The sequence below is a fragment of the Croceibacterium aestuarii genome (assembly GCF_030657335.1).
GTDB lineage: Bacteria > Pseudomonadota > Alphaproteobacteria > Sphingomonadales > Sphingomonadaceae > Croceibacterium_B > Croceibacterium_B aestuarii.
This window is the reverse complement of sequence record NZ_CP131039.1, coordinates 2,614,207-2,630,468: the sequence shown is the minus strand read 5'-3', so window position 1 is coordinate 2,630,468 and position 16,262 is coordinate 2,614,207. Positions and strand designations below refer to the sequence as shown.

16 protein-coding genes are annotated in these 16,262 nt (G+C 65.8%); 5 read left to right on the top strand and 11 right to left on the bottom strand.

What is annotated here, in order from left to right; genetic code table 11:
* Positions 1-28: 28 nt before the first annotated feature.
* From Q7I88_RS12970 to Q7I88_RS12950, 5 genes are read right to left on the bottom strand one after another with little or no spacing between them, the layout of a single operon-like run.
* The gene (locus Q7I88_RS12970) at positions 29-691 is read right to left on the bottom strand and encodes an inner membrane-spanning protein YciB (protein ID WP_305096334.1); all 663 of its coding nucleotides are present in this window, start codon (positions 689-691) and stop codon (positions 29-31) included.
* Positions 691-1,617, bottom strand: coding sequence for a signal recognition particle-docking protein FtsY (gene ftsY / locus Q7I88_RS12965; RefSeq protein WP_305096333.1), 927 nt, complete (start codon positions 1,615-1,617; stop codon positions 691-693). The genes Q7I88_RS12970 and ftsY overlap by 1 nt, the downstream gene beginning before the upstream one ends.
* Positions 1,614-2,789 (bottom strand): MiaB/RimO family radical SAM methylthiotransferase, encoded by a 1,176-nt coding sequence (locus Q7I88_RS12960; RefSeq protein WP_305096332.1) that lies wholly within the window; start codon positions 2,787-2,789, stop codon positions 1,614-1,616. The genes ftsY and Q7I88_RS12960 overlap by 4 nt, the downstream gene beginning before the upstream one ends.
* Positions 2,786-3,595 carry a diaminopimelate epimerase gene (gene dapF / locus Q7I88_RS12955; RefSeq protein WP_305096331.1) on the bottom strand — a complete coding sequence of 270 codons (810 nt, stop codon included), beginning with the start codon at positions 3,593-3,595 and terminating at the stop codon, positions 2,786-2,788. The genes Q7I88_RS12960 and dapF overlap by 4 nt, the downstream gene beginning before the upstream one ends.
* Positions 3,596-3,637: 42 nt before the next feature.
* Positions 3,638-5,308: a putative bifunctional diguanylate cyclase/phosphodiesterase gene (locus Q7I88_RS12950; RefSeq protein WP_305096330.1), complete on the bottom strand. Its 1,671-nt coding sequence runs from the start codon at positions 5,306-5,308 to the stop codon at positions 3,638-3,640.
* 84 nt (positions 5,309-5,392) lie between these two features.
* On the opposite strand from Q7I88_RS12950, the gene Q7I88_RS12945 reads away from it, so the two are divergent.
* The 3 genes from Q7I88_RS12945 (at position 5,393) to Q7I88_RS12935 (ending at position 6,396) form a co-directional block, all read left to right on the top strand.
* Positions 5,393-5,806, top strand: coding sequence for an EVE domain-containing protein (locus tag Q7I88_RS12945; RefSeq protein WP_305096329.1), 414 nt, complete (start codon positions 5,393-5,395; stop codon positions 5,804-5,806).
* Between the two features lie 81 nt (positions 5,807-5,887).
* Positions 5,888-6,058: a CsbD family protein gene (locus Q7I88_RS12940; protein WP_305096328.1), complete on the top strand. Its 171-nt coding sequence runs from the start codon at positions 5,888-5,890 to the stop codon at positions 6,056-6,058.
* A gap of 134 nt (positions 6,059-6,192) precedes the next feature.
* Positions 6,193-6,396: a hypothetical protein gene (locus Q7I88_RS12935; RefSeq protein WP_305096327.1), complete on the top strand. Its 204-nt coding sequence runs from the start codon at positions 6,193-6,195 to the stop codon at positions 6,394-6,396.
* On the opposite strand, the gene Q7I88_RS12930 is transcribed toward Q7I88_RS12935, so the two are convergent.
* Positions 6,397-7,716: an MFS transporter gene (locus Q7I88_RS12930; RefSeq protein ID WP_305096326.1), complete on the bottom strand. Its 1,320-nt coding sequence runs from the start codon at positions 7,714-7,716 to the stop codon at positions 6,397-6,399.
* Between the two features lie 112 nt (positions 7,717-7,828).
* Here Q7I88_RS12930 and pgsA point away from each other — a divergent pair, with 112 nt between their 5' ends.
* On the top strand, positions 7,829-8,422 hold the full coding sequence (gene pgsA / locus Q7I88_RS12925; RefSeq protein ID WP_305096325.1) for a CDP-diacylglycerol--glycerol-3-phosphate 3-phosphatidyltransferase: 594 nt from the start codon (positions 7,829-7,831) through the stop codon (positions 8,420-8,422).
* A 20-nt stretch (positions 8,423-8,442) separates the two neighbouring features.
* On the opposite strand, the gene Q7I88_RS12920 is transcribed toward pgsA, so the two are convergent.
* Positions 8,443-9,339 (bottom strand): hydrogen peroxide-inducible genes activator, encoded by an 897-nt coding sequence (locus Q7I88_RS12920; protein ID WP_305096324.1) that lies wholly within the window; start codon positions 9,337-9,339, stop codon positions 8,443-8,445.
* On the bottom strand, positions 9,336-10,559 hold the full coding sequence (gene rnd / locus Q7I88_RS12915; protein ID WP_305096323.1) for a ribonuclease D: 1,224 nt from the start codon (positions 10,557-10,559) through the stop codon (positions 9,336-9,338). The genes Q7I88_RS12920 and rnd overlap by 4 nt, the downstream gene beginning before the upstream one ends.
* 117 nt (positions 10,560-10,676) lie before the next feature.
* On the opposite strand from rnd, the gene aspS reads away from it, so the two are divergent.
* On the top strand, positions 10,677-12,503 hold the full coding sequence (gene aspS, locus Q7I88_RS12910; RefSeq protein ID WP_305098610.1) for an aspartate--tRNA ligase: 1,827 nt from the start codon (positions 10,677-10,679) through the stop codon (positions 12,501-12,503).
* 11 nt (positions 12,504-12,514) lie between these two features.
* Here the strand turns inward: aspS and Q7I88_RS12905 are convergent, their stop codons facing one another.
* Genes Q7I88_RS12905 through Q7I88_RS12895 form a run of 3 tightly spaced genes read right to left on the bottom strand, consistent with a single transcriptional unit; the run spans position 12,515 to position 16,202 of the window.
* Entirely contained in the window at positions 12,515-14,725 is a 2,211-nt protein-coding gene (locus Q7I88_RS12905; protein WP_305096322.1) for a xanthine dehydrogenase family protein molybdopterin-binding subunit, read from the bottom strand.
* Positions 14,722-15,705 carry an FAD binding domain-containing protein gene (locus Q7I88_RS12900; RefSeq protein ID WP_305096321.1) on the bottom strand — a complete coding sequence of 328 codons (984 nt, stop codon included), beginning with the start codon at positions 15,703-15,705 and terminating at the stop codon, positions 14,722-14,724. The genes Q7I88_RS12905 and Q7I88_RS12900 overlap by 4 nt, the downstream gene beginning before the upstream one ends.
* The gene (locus Q7I88_RS12895; RefSeq protein WP_305096320.1) at positions 15,702-16,202 is read right to left on the bottom strand and encodes a 2Fe-2S iron-sulfur cluster-binding protein; all 501 of its coding nucleotides are present in this window, start codon (positions 16,200-16,202) and stop codon (positions 15,702-15,704) included. Before Q7I88_RS12895 ends, Q7I88_RS12900 begins: the two co-directional genes overlap by 4 nt.
* Positions 16,203-16,262: the final 60 nt, after the last annotated feature.

Genomic DNA, 16,262 nt, shown 5'->3' with positions numbered 1-16,262 from the left:
TCGGGGAGCGACGGCGCGGGGTAGCTGGCTACTCGACCGGCGGGTTCTCGATCACCTCTTCCTCCTGCCCCGTCGCTAGGCCGTGGCGCAGCAGCATGGGAAGCTGAGTGAAGGTGAACAGGAACGACAGCGGCATGAACACCCAGAGCTTGGCGGTCAGCCAATCGCCGAAGCTGAGGAAGTGACGCAGAGTCTCGTTGAGCGCCGCGAGGAACAGGAAGAACACGCCCCAGTTGCGGCTCAACTTGAGCCAGCCTTCGTCGTTCAGGCCTTCGAACGCGGCCTCGAGCAGCCACTGCAGCAGCGCCTTGCCGCGCATCCACCCGGCCAGCAGCACGATGCCGAAGAACAGGTAGAGCGCGGTCGGCTTGACCTGCACATAGAACGGATCGCGCAACAGGATGGTCAATCCGCCGAAGCCGACGATCAGCGTGGTCGAGAGCGCCAGCATGCGCGAGATCTTGCCCATAAGCCACTTCGAGACGGCGAGCGCGATGACCGCGGCGACGATGAACGCGCCGGTCGAGTGGACGACGGCGAAGACCGTGCCGATACCGTCTTCCTTGTCGGCCGGGGCGTAAAACCAGTAGACCCCGAAGAAGACCAGCAGCGGGCCATAGTCGATCAGCAGGTTGAGCCAGCCGGTCGAGGACTTCTTCTCGGCCATCGGGGTCCGGTCTTCGCCAGCCATCACGCCACTCCTGCAATCACGCGCGCCACCAGGTCGGGATCGAACGGACGCAGGTCGTCGATTTTCTCGCCGACGCCGATGGCGTGGATCGGCAAGCCGTACTGCTCGGCGGCGGCGACCAGAACGCCGCCGCGCGCGGTGCCGTCGAGCTTGGTCATGATCAGGCCGGTCACGCCGGCGACTTCCTTGAACACGTCGATCTGCGAGAGGGCGTTCTGCCCGTTGGTGGCATCGAGCACCAGCACGACGTCGTGCGGCGCCTCGGGGTTGAGACGGCCGAGCACGCGGCGAATCTTGGCCAGCTCGTCCATCAGCTCGCGCTTGTTCTGCAGCCGCCCGGCGGTGTCGACGATCAGCGCGTCGATGCCGGTGGCGGTGGCCTGCTTGACCGCATCGAACACCACCGAGGCCGGGTCGCCGCCCTCGGGTCCGGTGACGACCGGAACGCCGATCCGCTCGGCCCAGACCTTGAGCTGGCCGATGGCAGCGGCGCGGAAGGTGTCGCCGGCGGCGAGCAGAACGCCGTAGTCCTGCTCCTGGAACAGGTGGGCCAGCTTGGCGATGGTGGTGGTCTTGCCGCTGCCGTTGACGCCGATCACCAGCACGACCTGCGGCCGGGGAAACGCGGTGATTTCGAGCGGGCGGGCAACGGGACGGAGAATCTCGGCAATTTCCTCGGCGACAGCTTCCTTGAGTTCGCGCTCGGTCATCGTCAGCCCGAAGCGTTTTTCCGACAGCTTCGCCGTAATGCGCGCCGCTGCGCTGGGCCCGAGATCGGACAGAATCAGCGCATCCTCGACCTCGTCGAGCGTCGCCTGGTCGAGCTTGGCGGTGCCGACGACGGCGGTGAGGTTTTCGCTCAGCCGTTCCGACGTCTTGCGGAAGCCGCCGAACAGGCGCTCGCTCCAGCTTTTCGGCTCGCTCACAGCAGCAGGCCTTCCTCAATGCGGGTGGGGGTAACGGTCACGATGCTACCGCGGGGCGTCCCCGGCGGTGCGGCAACGCGGGCGAAGTTTGGCGCGTAGCCGGTTCCGTCGCCTTCGGTAAGGACCGATTGCACCGTGCCAATGAGCCCGGCCAGCCAACGCGCATGCACGTCGGCGACAGCGGCGCGAAGTTCGGCGGCGCGGCGCCTGATCGTCGCTCGATCGACTTGCGGCATGCGCGCGGCAGGCGTGCCGGGACGCGGAGAGAAGGGGAAGACATGGCCGTGCACCACCGAAAGGTGCTCGACGATCTCGAGATTGGCTCGGTGATGCTCCTCGTTCTCGGTCGGGAAGCCGGCGATGAGATCGGCGCCCACGGCGATGTCCGGCCGGCAGGCTCGCAGGCGCTCGACCAGCCGCACCGCGTCGGCGCGGCTGTGGCGGCGTTTCATGCGCTTGAGGATCAAGTCGTGTCCGTGCTGCAGCGAGAGGTGCAGGTGCGGCATGACCCGCGTCTCGCCCGCGAACAGTTCGAACAACTCTGCGTCCACCTCGATGCCGTCGAGCGAGGACATCCTCAGGCGCCGGAGCTGCGGGAACTCGTCGAGGAGCGCGCGAACCAGGGTGCCGAGCGTCGGGCGGCCGGGCAGATCGTGGCCCCAGCTGGTCACATCGACCCCGGTCAGCACGGCTTCGGCCGCGCCGTGTTCGAGGTGCCGGGCCGTTTCGCGCAGGACCTCGGCCACGCTCGTCGAGCGGCTCGGCCCGCGCCCTTGGGGAATGACACAGAAGGTGCAGGCGTGGTCGCAGCCGTTCTGCACGGCGACAAAGGCCCGGGTGTGCCGCGACCGCACCGGGGCAGCCCGCGCTGGGACGTTCCACGACCGCGCGTCGAGCTTGGCGGCATTGGCTACGATACCGTCGACCTCGGGCATCGCGGCGAGATCCACGCGCTCGATTTCGGCGGCGCAGCCTGTCACCAGCAGCCGCGCAGCGGGCTGCGCCCGGCGCGCGCGGCGAATGGCGCGGCGGGTCTGGCGCAAGGCTTCCGCCGTTACCGCGCAGGAATTGATCACCACTGTATCGGTCTCGCCCGCCAGCAAGGCGCGGATTCGCTCACTTTCGGCTATGTTGAGGCGGCAGCCGAGCGAAATGACCTGCGCGGCGTTCACGCGAAATCGCCCCAGTCGAAGCTGCCGCGGAAGCTCTCGCTCGCCGGTCCGGTCATGGTGACCCGGCCGTCCTCGCCCCAACTGATCAACAGCTTGCCGCCGGGCAGGCTGACGACGACTTCGCGCTCGACCAGCTTGCGGCGCATCGCGGCGACGGCGGTGGCACAGGCCCCGGTGCCGCAGGCTCGGGTCAGCCCTGCGCCGCGCTCCCACACCCGCAGCCGGATCTCGCCGCGGTTCTCCACCGTCGCGACGTTGACGTTGACGCGCTGCGGGAACAGCGGGTCGCGTTCGATCGCCGGGCCGAGATGGGCGAGATCGACCTTGTCGCAATCGCGCACGAAGAACACAACGTGGGGGTTACCGACATTGACCGCGACCGGGCGCTCGAGCTCATCCCACCCAACCGGCATGTCGAGTGTGTCCATCGGGTCGGAGAGCGGGATCGAGTTCCAGTCGAAATCGGGCTCGCCCATGTCGACCGCTGCGCCGCCGCCTTCGGGCCTGGCGGAAAGAATCCCGGCTGCAGTTTCGATTTCGGCCGCCTCGCCGTGCAGCAGGGCGACGGCGCGGGTTGCATTGCCACAAGCCTCGACCTCGCCGCCGTCGGCATTGCGGATGCGCATGCGGAAGTCGGCCACATCGGAGGGTTCGAGCACGATCAACTGGTCGCAGCCGATCCCGGTATGGCGGTCGGCCAGCGCCCGCGCGACATGCGCCTCGAGCGGCGGCAGGTTGCCATCGCGGGCGTCGAGCACGACGAAATCGTTGCCCAGGCCGTGCATCTTGATGAACGGAATTCGCATCTGCGCCCACCTAAGGTGCGGCGGCGACAATCACAATGCCGGTTAGCCCGCCTTGCGTACGCTCAACGCCCCAGTGGGTTCGGCCGGCGCTTGCGGCGCTTGTTCGCTCTGCGCTGCGTTGAGAAGGAGGCGATGCAGCGTGGACTCGGCATTTTCAGGCCGCCCGTAGTGAAAGCCTTGTCCCTTGATCTCGCCGAATTCCTTGACGGCAGCCAGGGCCTCGGCGTTCTCGATGCCTTCGACGACGATCGGCAGGCCGAGCCCGCGGCCCAGCGCGACGATCGCTCCGACGAGTTCGCTGCTGGCCTTGCCGTCGGCCAGTTCGCCCACGAAGCTGCGGTCGATCTTGAGGCGGTCGAATTCGAGCGCGCGGAGCTGGGCGAGGCTCGAATAGCCGGTGCCAAAATCGTCGAGGCTGATCTTGACGCCCTGGTTCTTGAGGCTGGCGATGACCGATCGCACAACGGCCATGTTCTCGTGAAGGCAGCTCTCGGTGATTTCGATCTCGAAGCGATGCGCGGGGAAGCCGGATTCCTGCAGCAACACGAGCAGCTTCTGCGCCAGCCACGGATCGCGCAATTGGATCGGCGAGATGTTGACCGACAGCGTCAGGTGATCGTCCCAGTTCTTGGCATCCTGCAGGGCCAGGCGGATGAGCCCTTCGGACAGCTCGCCGATAACGCCGAGGTCTTCCGCCAGCGGGATGAAGAGTTCGGGGCTGACGATGCCGAATTGGGGCGACTTCCACCGTGCCAGCATTTCGAAGCCGACCAGCTTGCCGCTTTGGATATCGATCTGCTGCTCGTAATAGGGGACGAATTCGCCGTCGCTGATGCCCTGCCGCAGCCCGCTCTCGAGCGCGTTGCGAAAGCGCAGCTCGCTCTCCATCTGCGGCTCGAACCAGGCGTAGCGGTCGCGCCCGCTCTTCTTGGCGTGGTACATTGCCACATCGGCCCAGTGGGCAAGCAATTCGGCGTTGGGCCAGGTCTCGCCGGGTTGGACCGCCGTGGCGATGCCGACCGAAACGGTGACGTCGATGCGAAAATTGCCCGCCTCGACCGGCTGGGCCACGGTGCCGACAATGTCGTCGGCCAGCGTCTCGAGACCGGCCCGGTCGATCCGGTCGCAGGGCAGGGCGCAGGCAAATTCGTCGCCCCCCATGCGCGCCATCAGCGCGCCCTTGGGCAGCACCCTGGCAATTCGCGCCGCCGCTTGGACCAGCACGGCATCGCCCGCCTTATGTCCGCAGCGGTCGTTGATGGCCTTGAAGTTGTCGAGATCGATCAGCAGCAGGGCGACATCGCCGACGCCCCCCGCGCGTTCCGCCAGCAATGCATCGACTCCGGGCAGGAGACTGCGGCGATTGCGGCTGCCGGTGAGCGGGTCGCTCTCTGCCAATTCGCGCGCTTCGCTTTCGGCTTGCCGGCGAACCAGCAGTTCCCGGTTCAGCGCCGAATAGCGACGCCAACCGAACAGCAGAATGGCAATGTTGAGGAGGAGCGCGTTGGTCAGCAACACGTCGGGCGGATCGGCCACGCCGAGCCAGGTCTTGAGTATCTGCGGCAGGACCTGTCCGCCTATGCCGATGAACAGGATGACGGCGGCAATCGCGATCCCGGCGGGCACGAAATCGCGCGATACGCGCTCTTCGACGCGCTCGCCCGTCTCAGCGGCGCGAAGCAGGGGGTTGAGGGATCGAGCGAAGGCTCCCATGGAACCCGCGGATAGCGCCGCAACCTTCCCTTTCGGTTAATCCGGACCTGAGGTGACCGCGCAGATGCGAAGGAGAGTCGATCGATGGCGAAGCGCCTGTGGCTGATGAAAAGCGAACCGGCGGCCTACAGTTACGATCAGCTGGTCGAGGACGGCCGCACGATCTGGGACGGGGTGCGCAACTACCGGGCGCGCAACAATCTGCAGGCGATGCAGGTCGGCGACGAAGCCTTCTTCTATCATTCGGTCAGCGACAAGGAGATCGTCGGTATCGTCCGGGTCGTGAAGGCGGGAATGACCGATCCGAAGGACGACAGCGGCACGTGGGCGGCCGTCGAAATCGAGCCGGTCCGCAAGTTCGAACGCCCGGTTTCGCTTGCTGCGATCAAGGCCGAACCAACGCTGCAGGACATCGAGCTGATCCGCCTTTCACGGCTGTCCGTTGCGGAAATACGCCCGGCCGAATGGGAAAAGATTTGTTCGATGGCAACGGCTTAGTGCGGGAACAACGCGTCGGTGCCCTCCGTTGGTTGATCGAGCACGGCGATGACGCCGGTGCAACCAGCAAGGAGAACAATCATGGGTGAACTCAAGGACAAAGCCAAGGGCATGGCCAACGAGGCCGCCGGCAACGTCAAGCAGGAATCGGACGACGCGGAGACCCGCGCCGAAGGCCGGGCCCAAGAACGCAAGGGCGAGGCCCAGAATTTCAAGGGCGAAGTCGAAGGGGCTGTAGGCAACAAGGTCTGACGGCGCTGCCGCCAGACAGAAATCGAGCGAGGGGCCGTCCGCAAGGGCGGCCCTTTCTCTGTGCCCGTCCCGTCTGTGGACAGTGGCCAGGCCGCTCCTGACGAATGGTTACGATTGGGTTAATTGCAGATGCGATGAGACGCTATCTTGTCCTCGGCGATGAAACCGCCCGTCACCCGTTCCGGCAGAGCCTGCCGCCGCAGGTACGCAAAGATGTGCTCGCTACGCCAAGTCCGCAGAGCTGGCGCGAGGCGCTGACGATCACCCGCGAAGACGTGCGCGGTTTTGCGACCAGCTATATCGCCTGTCTGGTTGCAGTCATCGCCTTCCTCTTCTGACTATGGGGCTGCGCCCGCATCCGCGGCCTGCTCGGCCTTGTAGAGCATCAAGCCGAGCCACGCTGAAAACAGGCACATCACCGCGCTGAGCAGGACTTGCTCGGTCAGGGCGACGCCGGCCATGCTCAGCGCACCGGCGAGCAGCGAGCCGATCACCATCGCCCCCGAGTTGACGATGTTGTTGGCCGCCACCGTCCGTGCCGCCTGTCCGGGATCTACCTTGGTGGTGAGGAAGGCGTAGAGCGGGACGACGAACATGCCGCCCGCGACCGCGATCATCAGCAGCGACAAGAGAACGAGGAACGCCATCGGGTGCGACAGGAAGGTCGGCACGTCCATCAGGTCACCGGTTACCGTCGCCGCCCAGACCCGGCAGACGAGGTAGAAAATCCCGACGAAGGCCCCCATCGCCAGGACCGACGCGGGTGCGTAGCGCGCCGAGACCTTGCCTTTGAGCAGGGCGTTTACGGCAATCGAACCGATGGCCACACCGATCGAAAAGACCACCAGGAAAAGGCTGGCGACTTCCTTCTCGGCGAGCAGGACGTTCTTCGCCAGCGGCGGAAACTGGATGAACAGCACGGCGCCGATCGTCCAGAAGAAGCTGATCGCGAGAATGGCGTAGTAGACCTCCGTCTGGTGCATCGTGTTGCGGACCAGCGCGATCGACGAGCGGATGAGGTGGAGGTCGATCGGCTCGTTGGGAACGATCGGCGGGGCAGGGGGCACGCTGCGGCTGGTCAGATAACCGAGCACCGCCGTCGCTATAATCCCGGCCGCGGCCCATTCGACCGGGATCCAGCCGGCGAGGATCGTGCCGGCGAGGATCGCGATATAGGTGCCGGCCTCGACGAGTCCGGTCCCGGCCAGAACCTCCTTCTTTTCGAGATGCTGCGGCAGGATCGCGTATTTGATCGGCCCGAAGAAGGTCGAGTGGATGCCCATTGCGAAGAGCGCCGTCAGCATCAGCGGTATAGCCAGTGCAGTGGTCAGATGACCCCACCAGGCGAGCAGCAGACCGCTGGCTCCGATCGACATGATGCCGATTTCCGCCGCCTTGACGATGCGGATGATCTTCGCCTTGTCGCGCATGTCGGCGAGCTGACCGGCCAGCGCGGACAGAACGAAAAAGGGCAGGATGAACAGGCCCGAAGCGATGGCCGAGAACTGCGCTTCGGCCTGCTCCGAACGATAGACCTCGTAGACCACGAAGAGGACCATCGCGTTCTTGTAGAGATTGTCGTTGAACGCGTTGAACAGCTGCGTTGCGAACAGGGGCAGGAAGCGGCGCTGCCGCAGCAAGTATGTCGAAGTCAGCATGCGGCTGCTGCGGCCCTCTCTCGTTTATCACCCCCGACTTAGCCGCCTCGGCAGGCACCGCAAGGGACAAGCCGGGTTTTTCCCGCCGCGATATGCGGCTATCGAGCGCGTCATGCTGACCTTGCCCAACCTGCTTACGCTGTCGCGGATCTTCGCGGTGCCGCTTCTGGCGTTCCTGTTGTGGTGGCCGGACTGGGCCTTCGGCTACCTGCTGGCCTTCGTCCTCTACTGCGTCATGGGCATTACCGATTACTTCGACGGCTATCTTGCCCGGTCGAGCGGGGCGGTGAGCAGGCTCGGGCAATTCCTCGATCCGATCGCGGACAAGATCATGGTCGCAGCGGTCATTCTGGTGCTGACGGCGCAAGGCGTCTTGCGCGGCCCCTATGTCGGCGATGCGCACGTCATTGCCGGCCTGATCATCCTGATCCGCGAAATCGCCGTGTCGGGGCTGCGCGAATTCCTGGGCGGACTGCAGGTTTCGGTTCCGGTCAGCCGGCTGGCCAAGTGGAAGACCACCTTCCAACTCGTCAGCCTCGGCTCGCTGATCCTCGGCAATGCCCTGCCGCACTGGATCGTGCTGGTCGACGGAATCGACGCCAATGTCCCGCACACCGTCGGCCTCGCGACCTTGTGGGCTGCGGCGATCCTCACCCTGCTGACCGGATGGGATTACCTTCGGGCCGGTCTCAAGCACATGGATTGAGCGCTTGCGGCTGACGACCGTCAGCCGGCCCGCAGTTCCTCTGCCAGCAGGCGGAATTCCTCGCCCCGCGGCGAGTTCTTGCGCCAGACGAGCGCGATTTCGCGGCTCGGGTTCTTGGCCTTGAGCGGCCTTGCCACGACCTCGGTTTCGTGAAGGATGCCCGCGTCGATGGCCATTTGCGGCAGCATCGTCATGCCGAGACCGTTGTCGACCATTTGCACCAGCGTGTGGAGCGAAGTGCCGATCATCGTCGCCGAAGCGCTGAGCTCGGGCCGATTGCAAGCGGCCAGAGCATGTTCCTTGAGGCAGTGTCCGTCCTCGAGCAACAGCAGCTTGCCTTCGTCGATCATCGCCGGGGTTACTTGCTCGGGCGGATCGCGCGGATCGTCCTTGGGCATGGCGACGTAGAGGCGGTCGTCGGCGATGTGTTCGCATTCGACGTCGCCGGTTGCGAAGGGCAGGGCAAGCAGCACGCAGTCGGCGCGGCCGTGGTTGAGGCTTTCCATGGCGTGATCGCTGGTTTCCTCGCGCAGGAACAGCTTGAGATTGGGTCGCTCCTTCCTGAGGCGCGGCAGGATGCGGGGAAGAAAGAACGGGGCGATCGTCGGGATGACGCTCATCCGCAGTTCGCCCGAGAGCGGCTTGCCGCCCGCCTGGACGAGATCGGAAAGCTCCTCGGCCTCCCGCAGCAGGCGGTGGGCCTTCTCGACGACCTGGACCCCGAGCGGGGTGAAGCGCACCACGCGGCGGCTACGCTCGACCAGGGTCACGCCGAGCAGCGATTCGAGCTCGCGGATGCCGGCCGAAAGGGTCGACTGGGAAACGAAGCTTGCATCCGCCGCGCGGCCGAAATGTCCGTGTTCGTGCAGCGCGACGAGATATTGCAGCTGCTTGATCGTCGGCAGGTACGTGCTCACTGCCTCGTCGGCTCCGCCGCCGTCTCGCCATGCACCATCGCATCGCCGCTCGCCACGTCGTCGATGTGGCTCATCTTGAGCCGGCCCTTTTCCACCGCGAAAGCGAGCTTGCCCTCGACCAGGTCGAGCGCGTCCTTGCCGAAGATCTCGTAACGCCAGCCCTCGAGCACCGGCAGCTTGCGCACGCCGGCGGCAAGCGCCTCGAGCTCGTCGGAGCGGGTCAACAGCCGGCTGGCAACGTCGATCTCGCGGCTGCGGATCTTGAGCAGCAGCTTGAGCAGGTCGGCGACCAGCGCGCCTTCCTTGCCCAGCGGCGCGCCGCGCTTGGGTTTTTCCGGCATTTCGCTGTCGGGCATCGGCTCCGCCTTGGCGAGAACCTTCATCAGCCGCTTGCCGATGTCGTTGTCCTTCCACGCTTGGCTGAGGCCGCGCACCTTGGCGAGATCTGCCTGAGACTTGGGTGGGTGGCTGGCCAGGTCGGCGAGGGTCTCGTCGCGCATAATGCGGCCGCGCGGGATGTCCTTGTTCTGAGCCTCGGTCTCACGCCAGGCGGCAAGCGCCTTGAGGCGGCCGAGAACCTGAGCGTTGCGGGCGGGCGCGCGGATGCGGTGCCAGGCGGTGTCGAGATCGTTGGCATAGTTCGCCGGATCGGCGAGCTTGTCCATCTCGGCATTCAGCCAGGCCCCGCGCCCGGTCTTGATCAGTTTCTTGAGCAGGCGCGGGAAGATGGTGGCGAGATAGGTCACGTCGCCGATCGCATATTCGATCTGCCGATCGGTCAGCGGGCGGCGGCTCCAGTCGGTGAAGCGCGCGCCCTTGTCTATGGTCTTGCCGAGCCATGCCTCGACGAGGTTGGCGTAACCGATCTGCTCGCTCTGGCTGACCGCCATCATGGCGATCTGCGTGTCGAAGATCGGATGCGGGGTCCGGCCGGTGAGGTTGTAGATGATCTCCACGTCCTGGCCCCCGGCATGAAAGATCTTCAGCACGTCCTCGTTGTCGGTCAGCAGTTCGAGCAGCGGGGCGAGGTCGAGCCCTTCGGCCAGCGGGTCGATGGCCGCGGCTTCCTCCTCGTTGCCGACCTGCACCAGGCACAGCAACGGGTAGTAGGTGTTCTCGCGCATGAATTCGGTGTCGACACAGACGAATTCGTGTTTTGCCAGGCGGTCGCACAACGCGGCGAGGTCGGCAGTCTTTGTAATCAGCGGGTGTATTTTCATCTTCGGTTTTCTATAGGGCGCGACGAACGCAGTCGGCGTGGCTTGACAAGCGGGCGAGCCTCCCGTTTCAGCGCCGGCTTCCTAGCGCCATAGACCGCTCGAATGAAAGAGTCAGTGATGCACGCCTATCGTACCCACAATTGCGCCGCCCTGCGCGCTGCCGATGTCGGCGAAACCGTCCGCCTGTCGGGTTGGGTGCATCGCAAGCGAGACCACGGCGGCTTGCTGTTCGTCGACCTGCGCGACCATTACGGCGTCACCCAGATCGTCGCCGACGAGGATTCACCGGCACTGGCCGAACTCGAGCGGCTGCGGCTGGAATCGGTCGTGACCATCGACGGCGAGGTCAAGGCGCGCAGCGCCGAGACGGTCAACGCCAACTTGCCGACCGGCGAAATCGAGGTCTTCGCGCGTTCGGTGGCTGTGCAGAACCACGCCGACGAACTGCCGCTGATCGTCAATTCGGCCGAGGACTATCCGGAGGAAACCCGGCTGAAGTACCGCTTCGTCGACCTGCGGCGCGAGCGGCTGCACAAGAACATCGTGCTCCGCTCCAATGTCATCGCCAGCCTCCGCCGGCGGATGATCGAGCAGGGCTTTACCGAATTCCAGACACCGATCCTGGGCGCATCGAGCCCGGAAGGTGCGCGGGACTACCTCGTGCCGAGCCGTCTGCACCCGGGCCGCTTCTACGCGCTGCCGCAGGCGCCGCAGATGTTCAAGCAGTTGCTGATGGTTGCCGGGTTCGACCGTTATTTCCAGATCGCCCCGTGCTTCCGCGACGAGGATCTGCGCGCCGATCGCTCGCCGGAATTCTACCAGCTCGACTTCGAGATGAGCTTCGTCACGCAGGAAGACGTGTTCAACGCGATCGAGCCGGTGCTGGCAGGCGTGTTCGAGGAATTCTCGGGCGGCAAGTCGGTCACCCCGGCCGGCGAGTTCCCGCGCATCCCCTATGCCGAGACGATGCTCAAGTACGGCACCGACAAGCCCGACCTGCGCAACCCGCTGGTCATCAGCGACGTGACGAGCCACTTCGAAAAGTCCGGTTTCGGCCTGTTCGAAAAGATCGTCGGCTCGGGTGGCCGTGTGCGCGTTATCCCCGCACCCAATACCCATGAGAAGAGTCGCAAGTTCTTCGACGACATGAACGACTGGGCGCGCCGCGAAGGGTTCGCCGGGCTCGGCTACGTCACCCGCAAGGGCGGCGAGTTCGGCGGTCCGATCGCCAAGAACCACGGCACCGAGGGCATGGAAAAGCTCTACGCCGAACTGGGGCTGGGCGAGAACGACGGCCTGTTCTTCGCCGCGGGCAAGGAAAAGGACGCCGCTCGTCTCGCCGGTGCCGCCCGCACCCGCTGCGCCGAGGAACTCGGCCTGATCGAGGCAGGCTGCTTCAAGTTTTGCTGGATCGTCGATTTCCCGATGTTCGAATACGACGAAGAGGCGAAGAAGGTGGACTTCAGCCACAATCCCTTCTCGATGCCGCAGGGCGAGATGGAAGCGCTGGAGAACCAGGACCCGCTCGAGATCAAGGCCTGGCAATACGACATCGTCTGCAACGGCTACGAGCTTTCGTCGGGCGCGATCCGGAATCACAAGCCCGAAATCATGTACAAGGCCTTCGAGATCGCCGGCTATTTGAAGGAAGAGGTCGACGCGAACTTCTCGGGCATGATCGAAGCGTTCAAGCTCGGCGCCCCACCGCACGGCGGATCGGCCCCGGGCATCGACCGCATCGTCATGCTGCTCGCCGACGAGCCGAATATTCGCGAAGTCATCGCCTTCCCTCTCAACCAGAAGGCGCAGGACCTGATGATGGGCGCGCCGAGCGTCGTCAGCCCGCGCCAGCTGCGCGACGTGCACATTCGCCTGATCGAACAGCCCAAGGCCAGCGAGGCCGACAAAGCGAACGTCGACGCGGCCGTCGCACCCGACAGCTGAGCAGGCGCGGCCTAGGGATCGGGCAAAGCTGCCAGCAGCTTGTCGGGTGTCATCGGAAAGCTGTGCACGCGCACCCCGCAGGCGTGACGGATGGCATTGTTGATCGCCCCTGCCGCGCCGCAGATGCCGAGCTCGCCCACACCCTTGGCCTGTAGCGGGCTGGCGGCGGGATCGCGTTCCTCGACGAAGTGCACTTCGAGGTGCGGGACGTCGAGGTTCACCGGGATGTGATATTCGGCCAGGTCGCAGTTCACCAGGTGACCGTCGCGCGGATCGAAGGCCAGCTCCTCGGTCAGGGCCGAGCCGATCGCCCAGGCCATGCCGCCCTGGCACTGAGAGCGTGCGGTCATTTCGTTGAGCACCCGTCCGATGCCGAAGGTTCCCAGCATGCGTTGCACCCGCGTCTCGCCGGTGTATGCGTTGACCGCGACCTCGGTGAAGAAGGCGCCGTACATGGCCTGACAAAACTCGTCCTCGGTCTTGCCCGGTTCGACCTGACCGGTGCGCTCTATGCTCTCCCCGCCAAGCAGATCGACGAGCGCCTGGCGCTGGTTGTGGGCGATGGCAAAGCCGTCCTTGAGCGTGAGATCCGCCGCATCGCAGCCGAGGCGGTCGCAGAGCTCCTCGCGCAGCGCCTCGCAGGCGAGGTAGACCGCGCTTCCACTGGACGCAGCGCCCCACGAGCCGCCCGACCCGGGGCCCTTGGGCAGGGCCGAATCGCCAAGGCTGACGAGAACGTCGCGCGGGTCCAGGCCGAGCATTTCACCCGCGATCTGCCCGAGCACGGCATAGGTGCCAGTGCCGATGTCGGTCATGTCGGTCGCCACTTCGGCCGTCCCGTCGGGCCGCAGCACCACGCGCGCCGAAGCCTTGCTGAAATTGTGGACCCGGGCGGCGGTGGCCATGCCGGTGCCGAGCCACCATTCGCCTTCGCGGCGGCGGCAGGGCGTGCGGTCGGAACCCTCCCAGCCGAACGCGTCCGCGCCCTCGCGGAGACATTCGGCCAGTTTGCGCGAGCTGTAAGGGATGTCCTTCGAGGGATGACGCTCGGGAATATTGCGCAGACGCAGTTCGACCGGGTCGATGCCGGCGGCGTTGGCCAGTTCGTCCATCGCCACTTCCAGCGCCTGCATGCCGACCGCCTCGCCCGGCGCGCGGACGGAGCCCGCGGTGACGCGGTGAATCCGGCCCACCGAGTTGAGGAGCAGCCGATTGGTGCCGCGGTAAAGGAACTCGCTCGCTTGCAGGACCGGTTCGGCGAAGAACTCGCCGGGCAGATTGGTGACCCAACCTTCGTGACCGAAGCCGGTAAGCCGCCCGTCCTCGTCGGCGGCGAGCCGCAGACGCTGGCGCGTCTCCGAACGCCGCATGACGCACTGGAAGACCTGCTGCCGGCTCATCACCACGCGCACCGGCCGGCCGAGTTGCATGGCGGCAACGCTCGCCGCCACGCCTTCGGCCGAAATGCCGAGCTTGGAGCCGAAGCCCCCGCCGACGTAAGGCGCGAGGATATGCACCTGCTCTTCCTCCAGGCCGAGGCTGTCGGCCAGCTCGGGCAGGTTGTAGTTGAGCATCTGCAGCGAGGAATGGACGGTCAGCTTGCGCGCTTCGGTGTCCCATTGCGCGATCGTTGCGTGCGGTTCCATCGCCGCGCTGGCGTGGCCCGCGGTGGTGATTTCGACGTCGACGGCATGGGCCGCCTCGCGCATCGCGTGGGCAAGATCGCCTTGACGGACCGTCTTGGCGTCCTTGGGCTTCCACTCGACCGCCGGGTCGTCGGGCGAGACGGGCGGGGTGGCGTCCGCGTCATATTCTACGACCAGCCGCTTCGCCGCGTCGCGCGCCTGCTCGAACGTTTCCGCCACGACCAGCGCGATCGGCTGGCCCCAGTAATCGACTTGCGGCAGGTGCTGGGCGGGCGCCTCGCCCGCGGTGCCTTGGGCCGAGCGCGTGGTGAGACGCGGGTCGGTGATCACCGCGACGACACCGTCCATCGCCAGAGCGCCCGCTTCGTCCAGGCGCGTTACCCGACCCTTCACGATCGTCGCCGTGACGAGCACGCCGTCGAGGCACCCCTCGGCTGTGTATTCGGCCGCGTAAGTGGCGGCGCCGCTGACCTTGAGCGGTCCGTCGGGCCGCGGCAGGGGCTTGCCGATGACGCCCTGCGCCATGTGGTCGAGCCGGTTCCTCGCATCGGGCGTGTCGAAAGTCAGACTGTTCATGCCGCGCCTCCCGTCGCTTCGCGCAGGACGGCCAACAAGGTGCGGCGGGCCAGCGGAATCTTGAAATCGTTATGGCCTTGCCCCTCGGCCCCTTCGAGCAGGAGGTCGGCGGCTTCGGCGAAGAGCGCATCGGAAGGCCTGGCACCGGACAGCACTGCGTCGATCCGGGGATCGTGCCACGGCTTGTGCGCGAGACCCCCGAAGGCCAGCGAGGCGTTACGGATCGTATCTCCGTCCATTTCGACGATGGCCGCTACCGAGACGAGCGCGAAGGCATAGGACGCGCGGTCGCGCACCTTGCGATAGAGCTGCTTTCCCGCGCGCGGCGGCGGCAGGACGACCCCGGTAATGAGCTCGCCGGGTTCGAGATTGTTGTCGCGCTGCGGCGTGTCACCGGGCAGACGATGAAACTGGCGGACCGGCAGGGTACGGCTCGAACCGCGCTGGCCGGCAATTTCCACCTCGGCGTCGAGAGCATAAAGGGCGACCGCCATGTCGCCCGGGTAGGTGGCGATGCATTCGTCGCTGGCGCCGAGAATGGCGTGGATGCGGTTGAAGCCGCCGATCGCACCGCATCCGGAACCTGGCTCGCGCTTATTGCACGGTTGGTCGATGTTGGTGAAGTAGTAGCAGCGGGTGCGCTGGCACAAGTTGCCGCCGGTGGTGGCCTTGTTGCGCAGCTGCTGCGTCGCTCCGGCCAGGATCGCGCGCGACAGCACGGGATAATCCCGCCGCACGCGGGGATCGACCGCACAGGCGGTGTTCGAGGCGAGCGCGCCTATCCTCAACCCACCGCCGTCGGTTTCGGCAATCTGCGCCATCGGCAGCCGGTTGATGTCGAGGAGCGTTTGCGGCGTTTCGACCTGAAGTTTCATCAGATCGAGCAGATTGGTCCCCCCGGCGATCGCCTTGCCGCCTTCACGAGCCAGGTCCGCGGCGTGGTCGAGCCGATCGGGCCGCTGATAGTCGAACGGCCTCATGCGCTTTCTCCCGCCACATCGAGGATCGCCGCGACGATATTCGAGTAGGCGGCGCAGCGGCACAGGTTGCCACTCATACGTTCGCGAACTTCCTGGTCGTTGAGGGCGGGGGCGGCTTCGAGGTCCTCGCTGACGAAGCTCGGCCAGCCGGCGTCAATCTCGCCAAGCATCGCGGTGGCCGAACAGATCTGCCCCGGCGTGCAGTAGCCGCATTGGTACCCGTCGTGCCGGACAAACGCATCCTGCAGCGGCGAGCGGCTCCCGGCCGCGCCGATACCTTCGATCGTCGTGACCTCGTCGGCATCGTGCATGACCGCCAGGCTGAGACAGGAATTGATCCGCTGCCCGTTCACCAGAACGGTGCAGGCGCCGCACTGGCCGTGATCGCAGCCCTTCTTGGTGCCGGTCAGGCCGCACTCGCGGCGCAGGAAGTCGAGTAGCGTGGTCCGCGGGTCGCCCGCGAACGCGTGTTGCTGGCCGTTCACCGAAATGGGCATGGGGTCTCCTTACCCCCTGCCAACGCGGTTCAGCCCTATCGGGTCCGACCCGAAGACGCA

Bases quoted from the DNA above. Each gene is read 5' to 3' on its own strand.
- aspS (WP_305098610.1), top strand. From the start codon at position 10,677: ATGCACGCCTATCGTACCCACAATTGCGCCGCCCTGCGCGCTGCCGAT.
- pgsA (WP_305096325.1), top strand. From the start codon at position 7,829: ATGCTGACCTTGCCCAACCTGCTTACGCTGTCGCGGATCTTCGCGGTG.
- Q7I88_RS12895 (WP_305096320.1), bottom strand. From the start codon at position 16,202: ATGCCCATTTCGGTGAACGGCCAGCAACACGCGTTCGCGGGCGACCCG.
- Q7I88_RS12945 (WP_305096329.1), top strand. From the start codon at position 5,393: ATGGCGAAGCGCCTGTGGCTGATGAAAAGCGAACCGGCGGCCTACAGT.
- dapF (WP_305096331.1), bottom strand. From the start codon at position 3,595: ATGCGAATTCCGTTCATCAAGATGCACGGCCTGGGCAACGATTTCGTC.
- Q7I88_RS12900 (WP_305096321.1), bottom strand. From the start codon at position 15,705: ATGAGGCCGTTCGACTATCAGCGGCCCGATCGGCTCGACCACGCCGCG.
- Q7I88_RS12935 (WP_305096327.1), top strand. From the start codon at position 6,193: ATGAGACGCTATCTTGTCCTCGGCGATGAAACCGCCCGTCACCCGTTC.
- Q7I88_RS12905 (WP_305096322.1), bottom strand. From the start codon at position 14,725: ATGAACAGTCTGACTTTCGACACGCCCGATGCGAGGAACCGGCTCGAC.
- Q7I88_RS12930 (WP_305096326.1), bottom strand. From the start codon at position 7,716: ATGCTGACTTCGACATACTTGCTGCGGCAGCGCCGCTTCCTGCCCCTG.
- Q7I88_RS12970 (WP_305096334.1), bottom strand. From the start codon at position 691: ATGGCTGGCGAAGACCGGACCCCGATGGCCGAGAAGAAGTCCTCGACC.
- rnd (WP_305096323.1), bottom strand. From the start codon at position 10,559: ATGAAAATACACCCGCTGATTACAAAGACTGCCGACCTCGCCGCGTTG.
- Q7I88_RS12940 (WP_305096328.1), top strand. From the start codon at position 5,888: ATGGGTGAACTCAAGGACAAAGCCAAGGGCATGGCCAACGAGGCCGCC.
- Q7I88_RS12950 (WP_305096330.1), bottom strand. From the start codon at position 5,308: ATGGGAGCCTTCGCTCGATCCCTCAACCCCCTGCTTCGCGCCGCTGAG.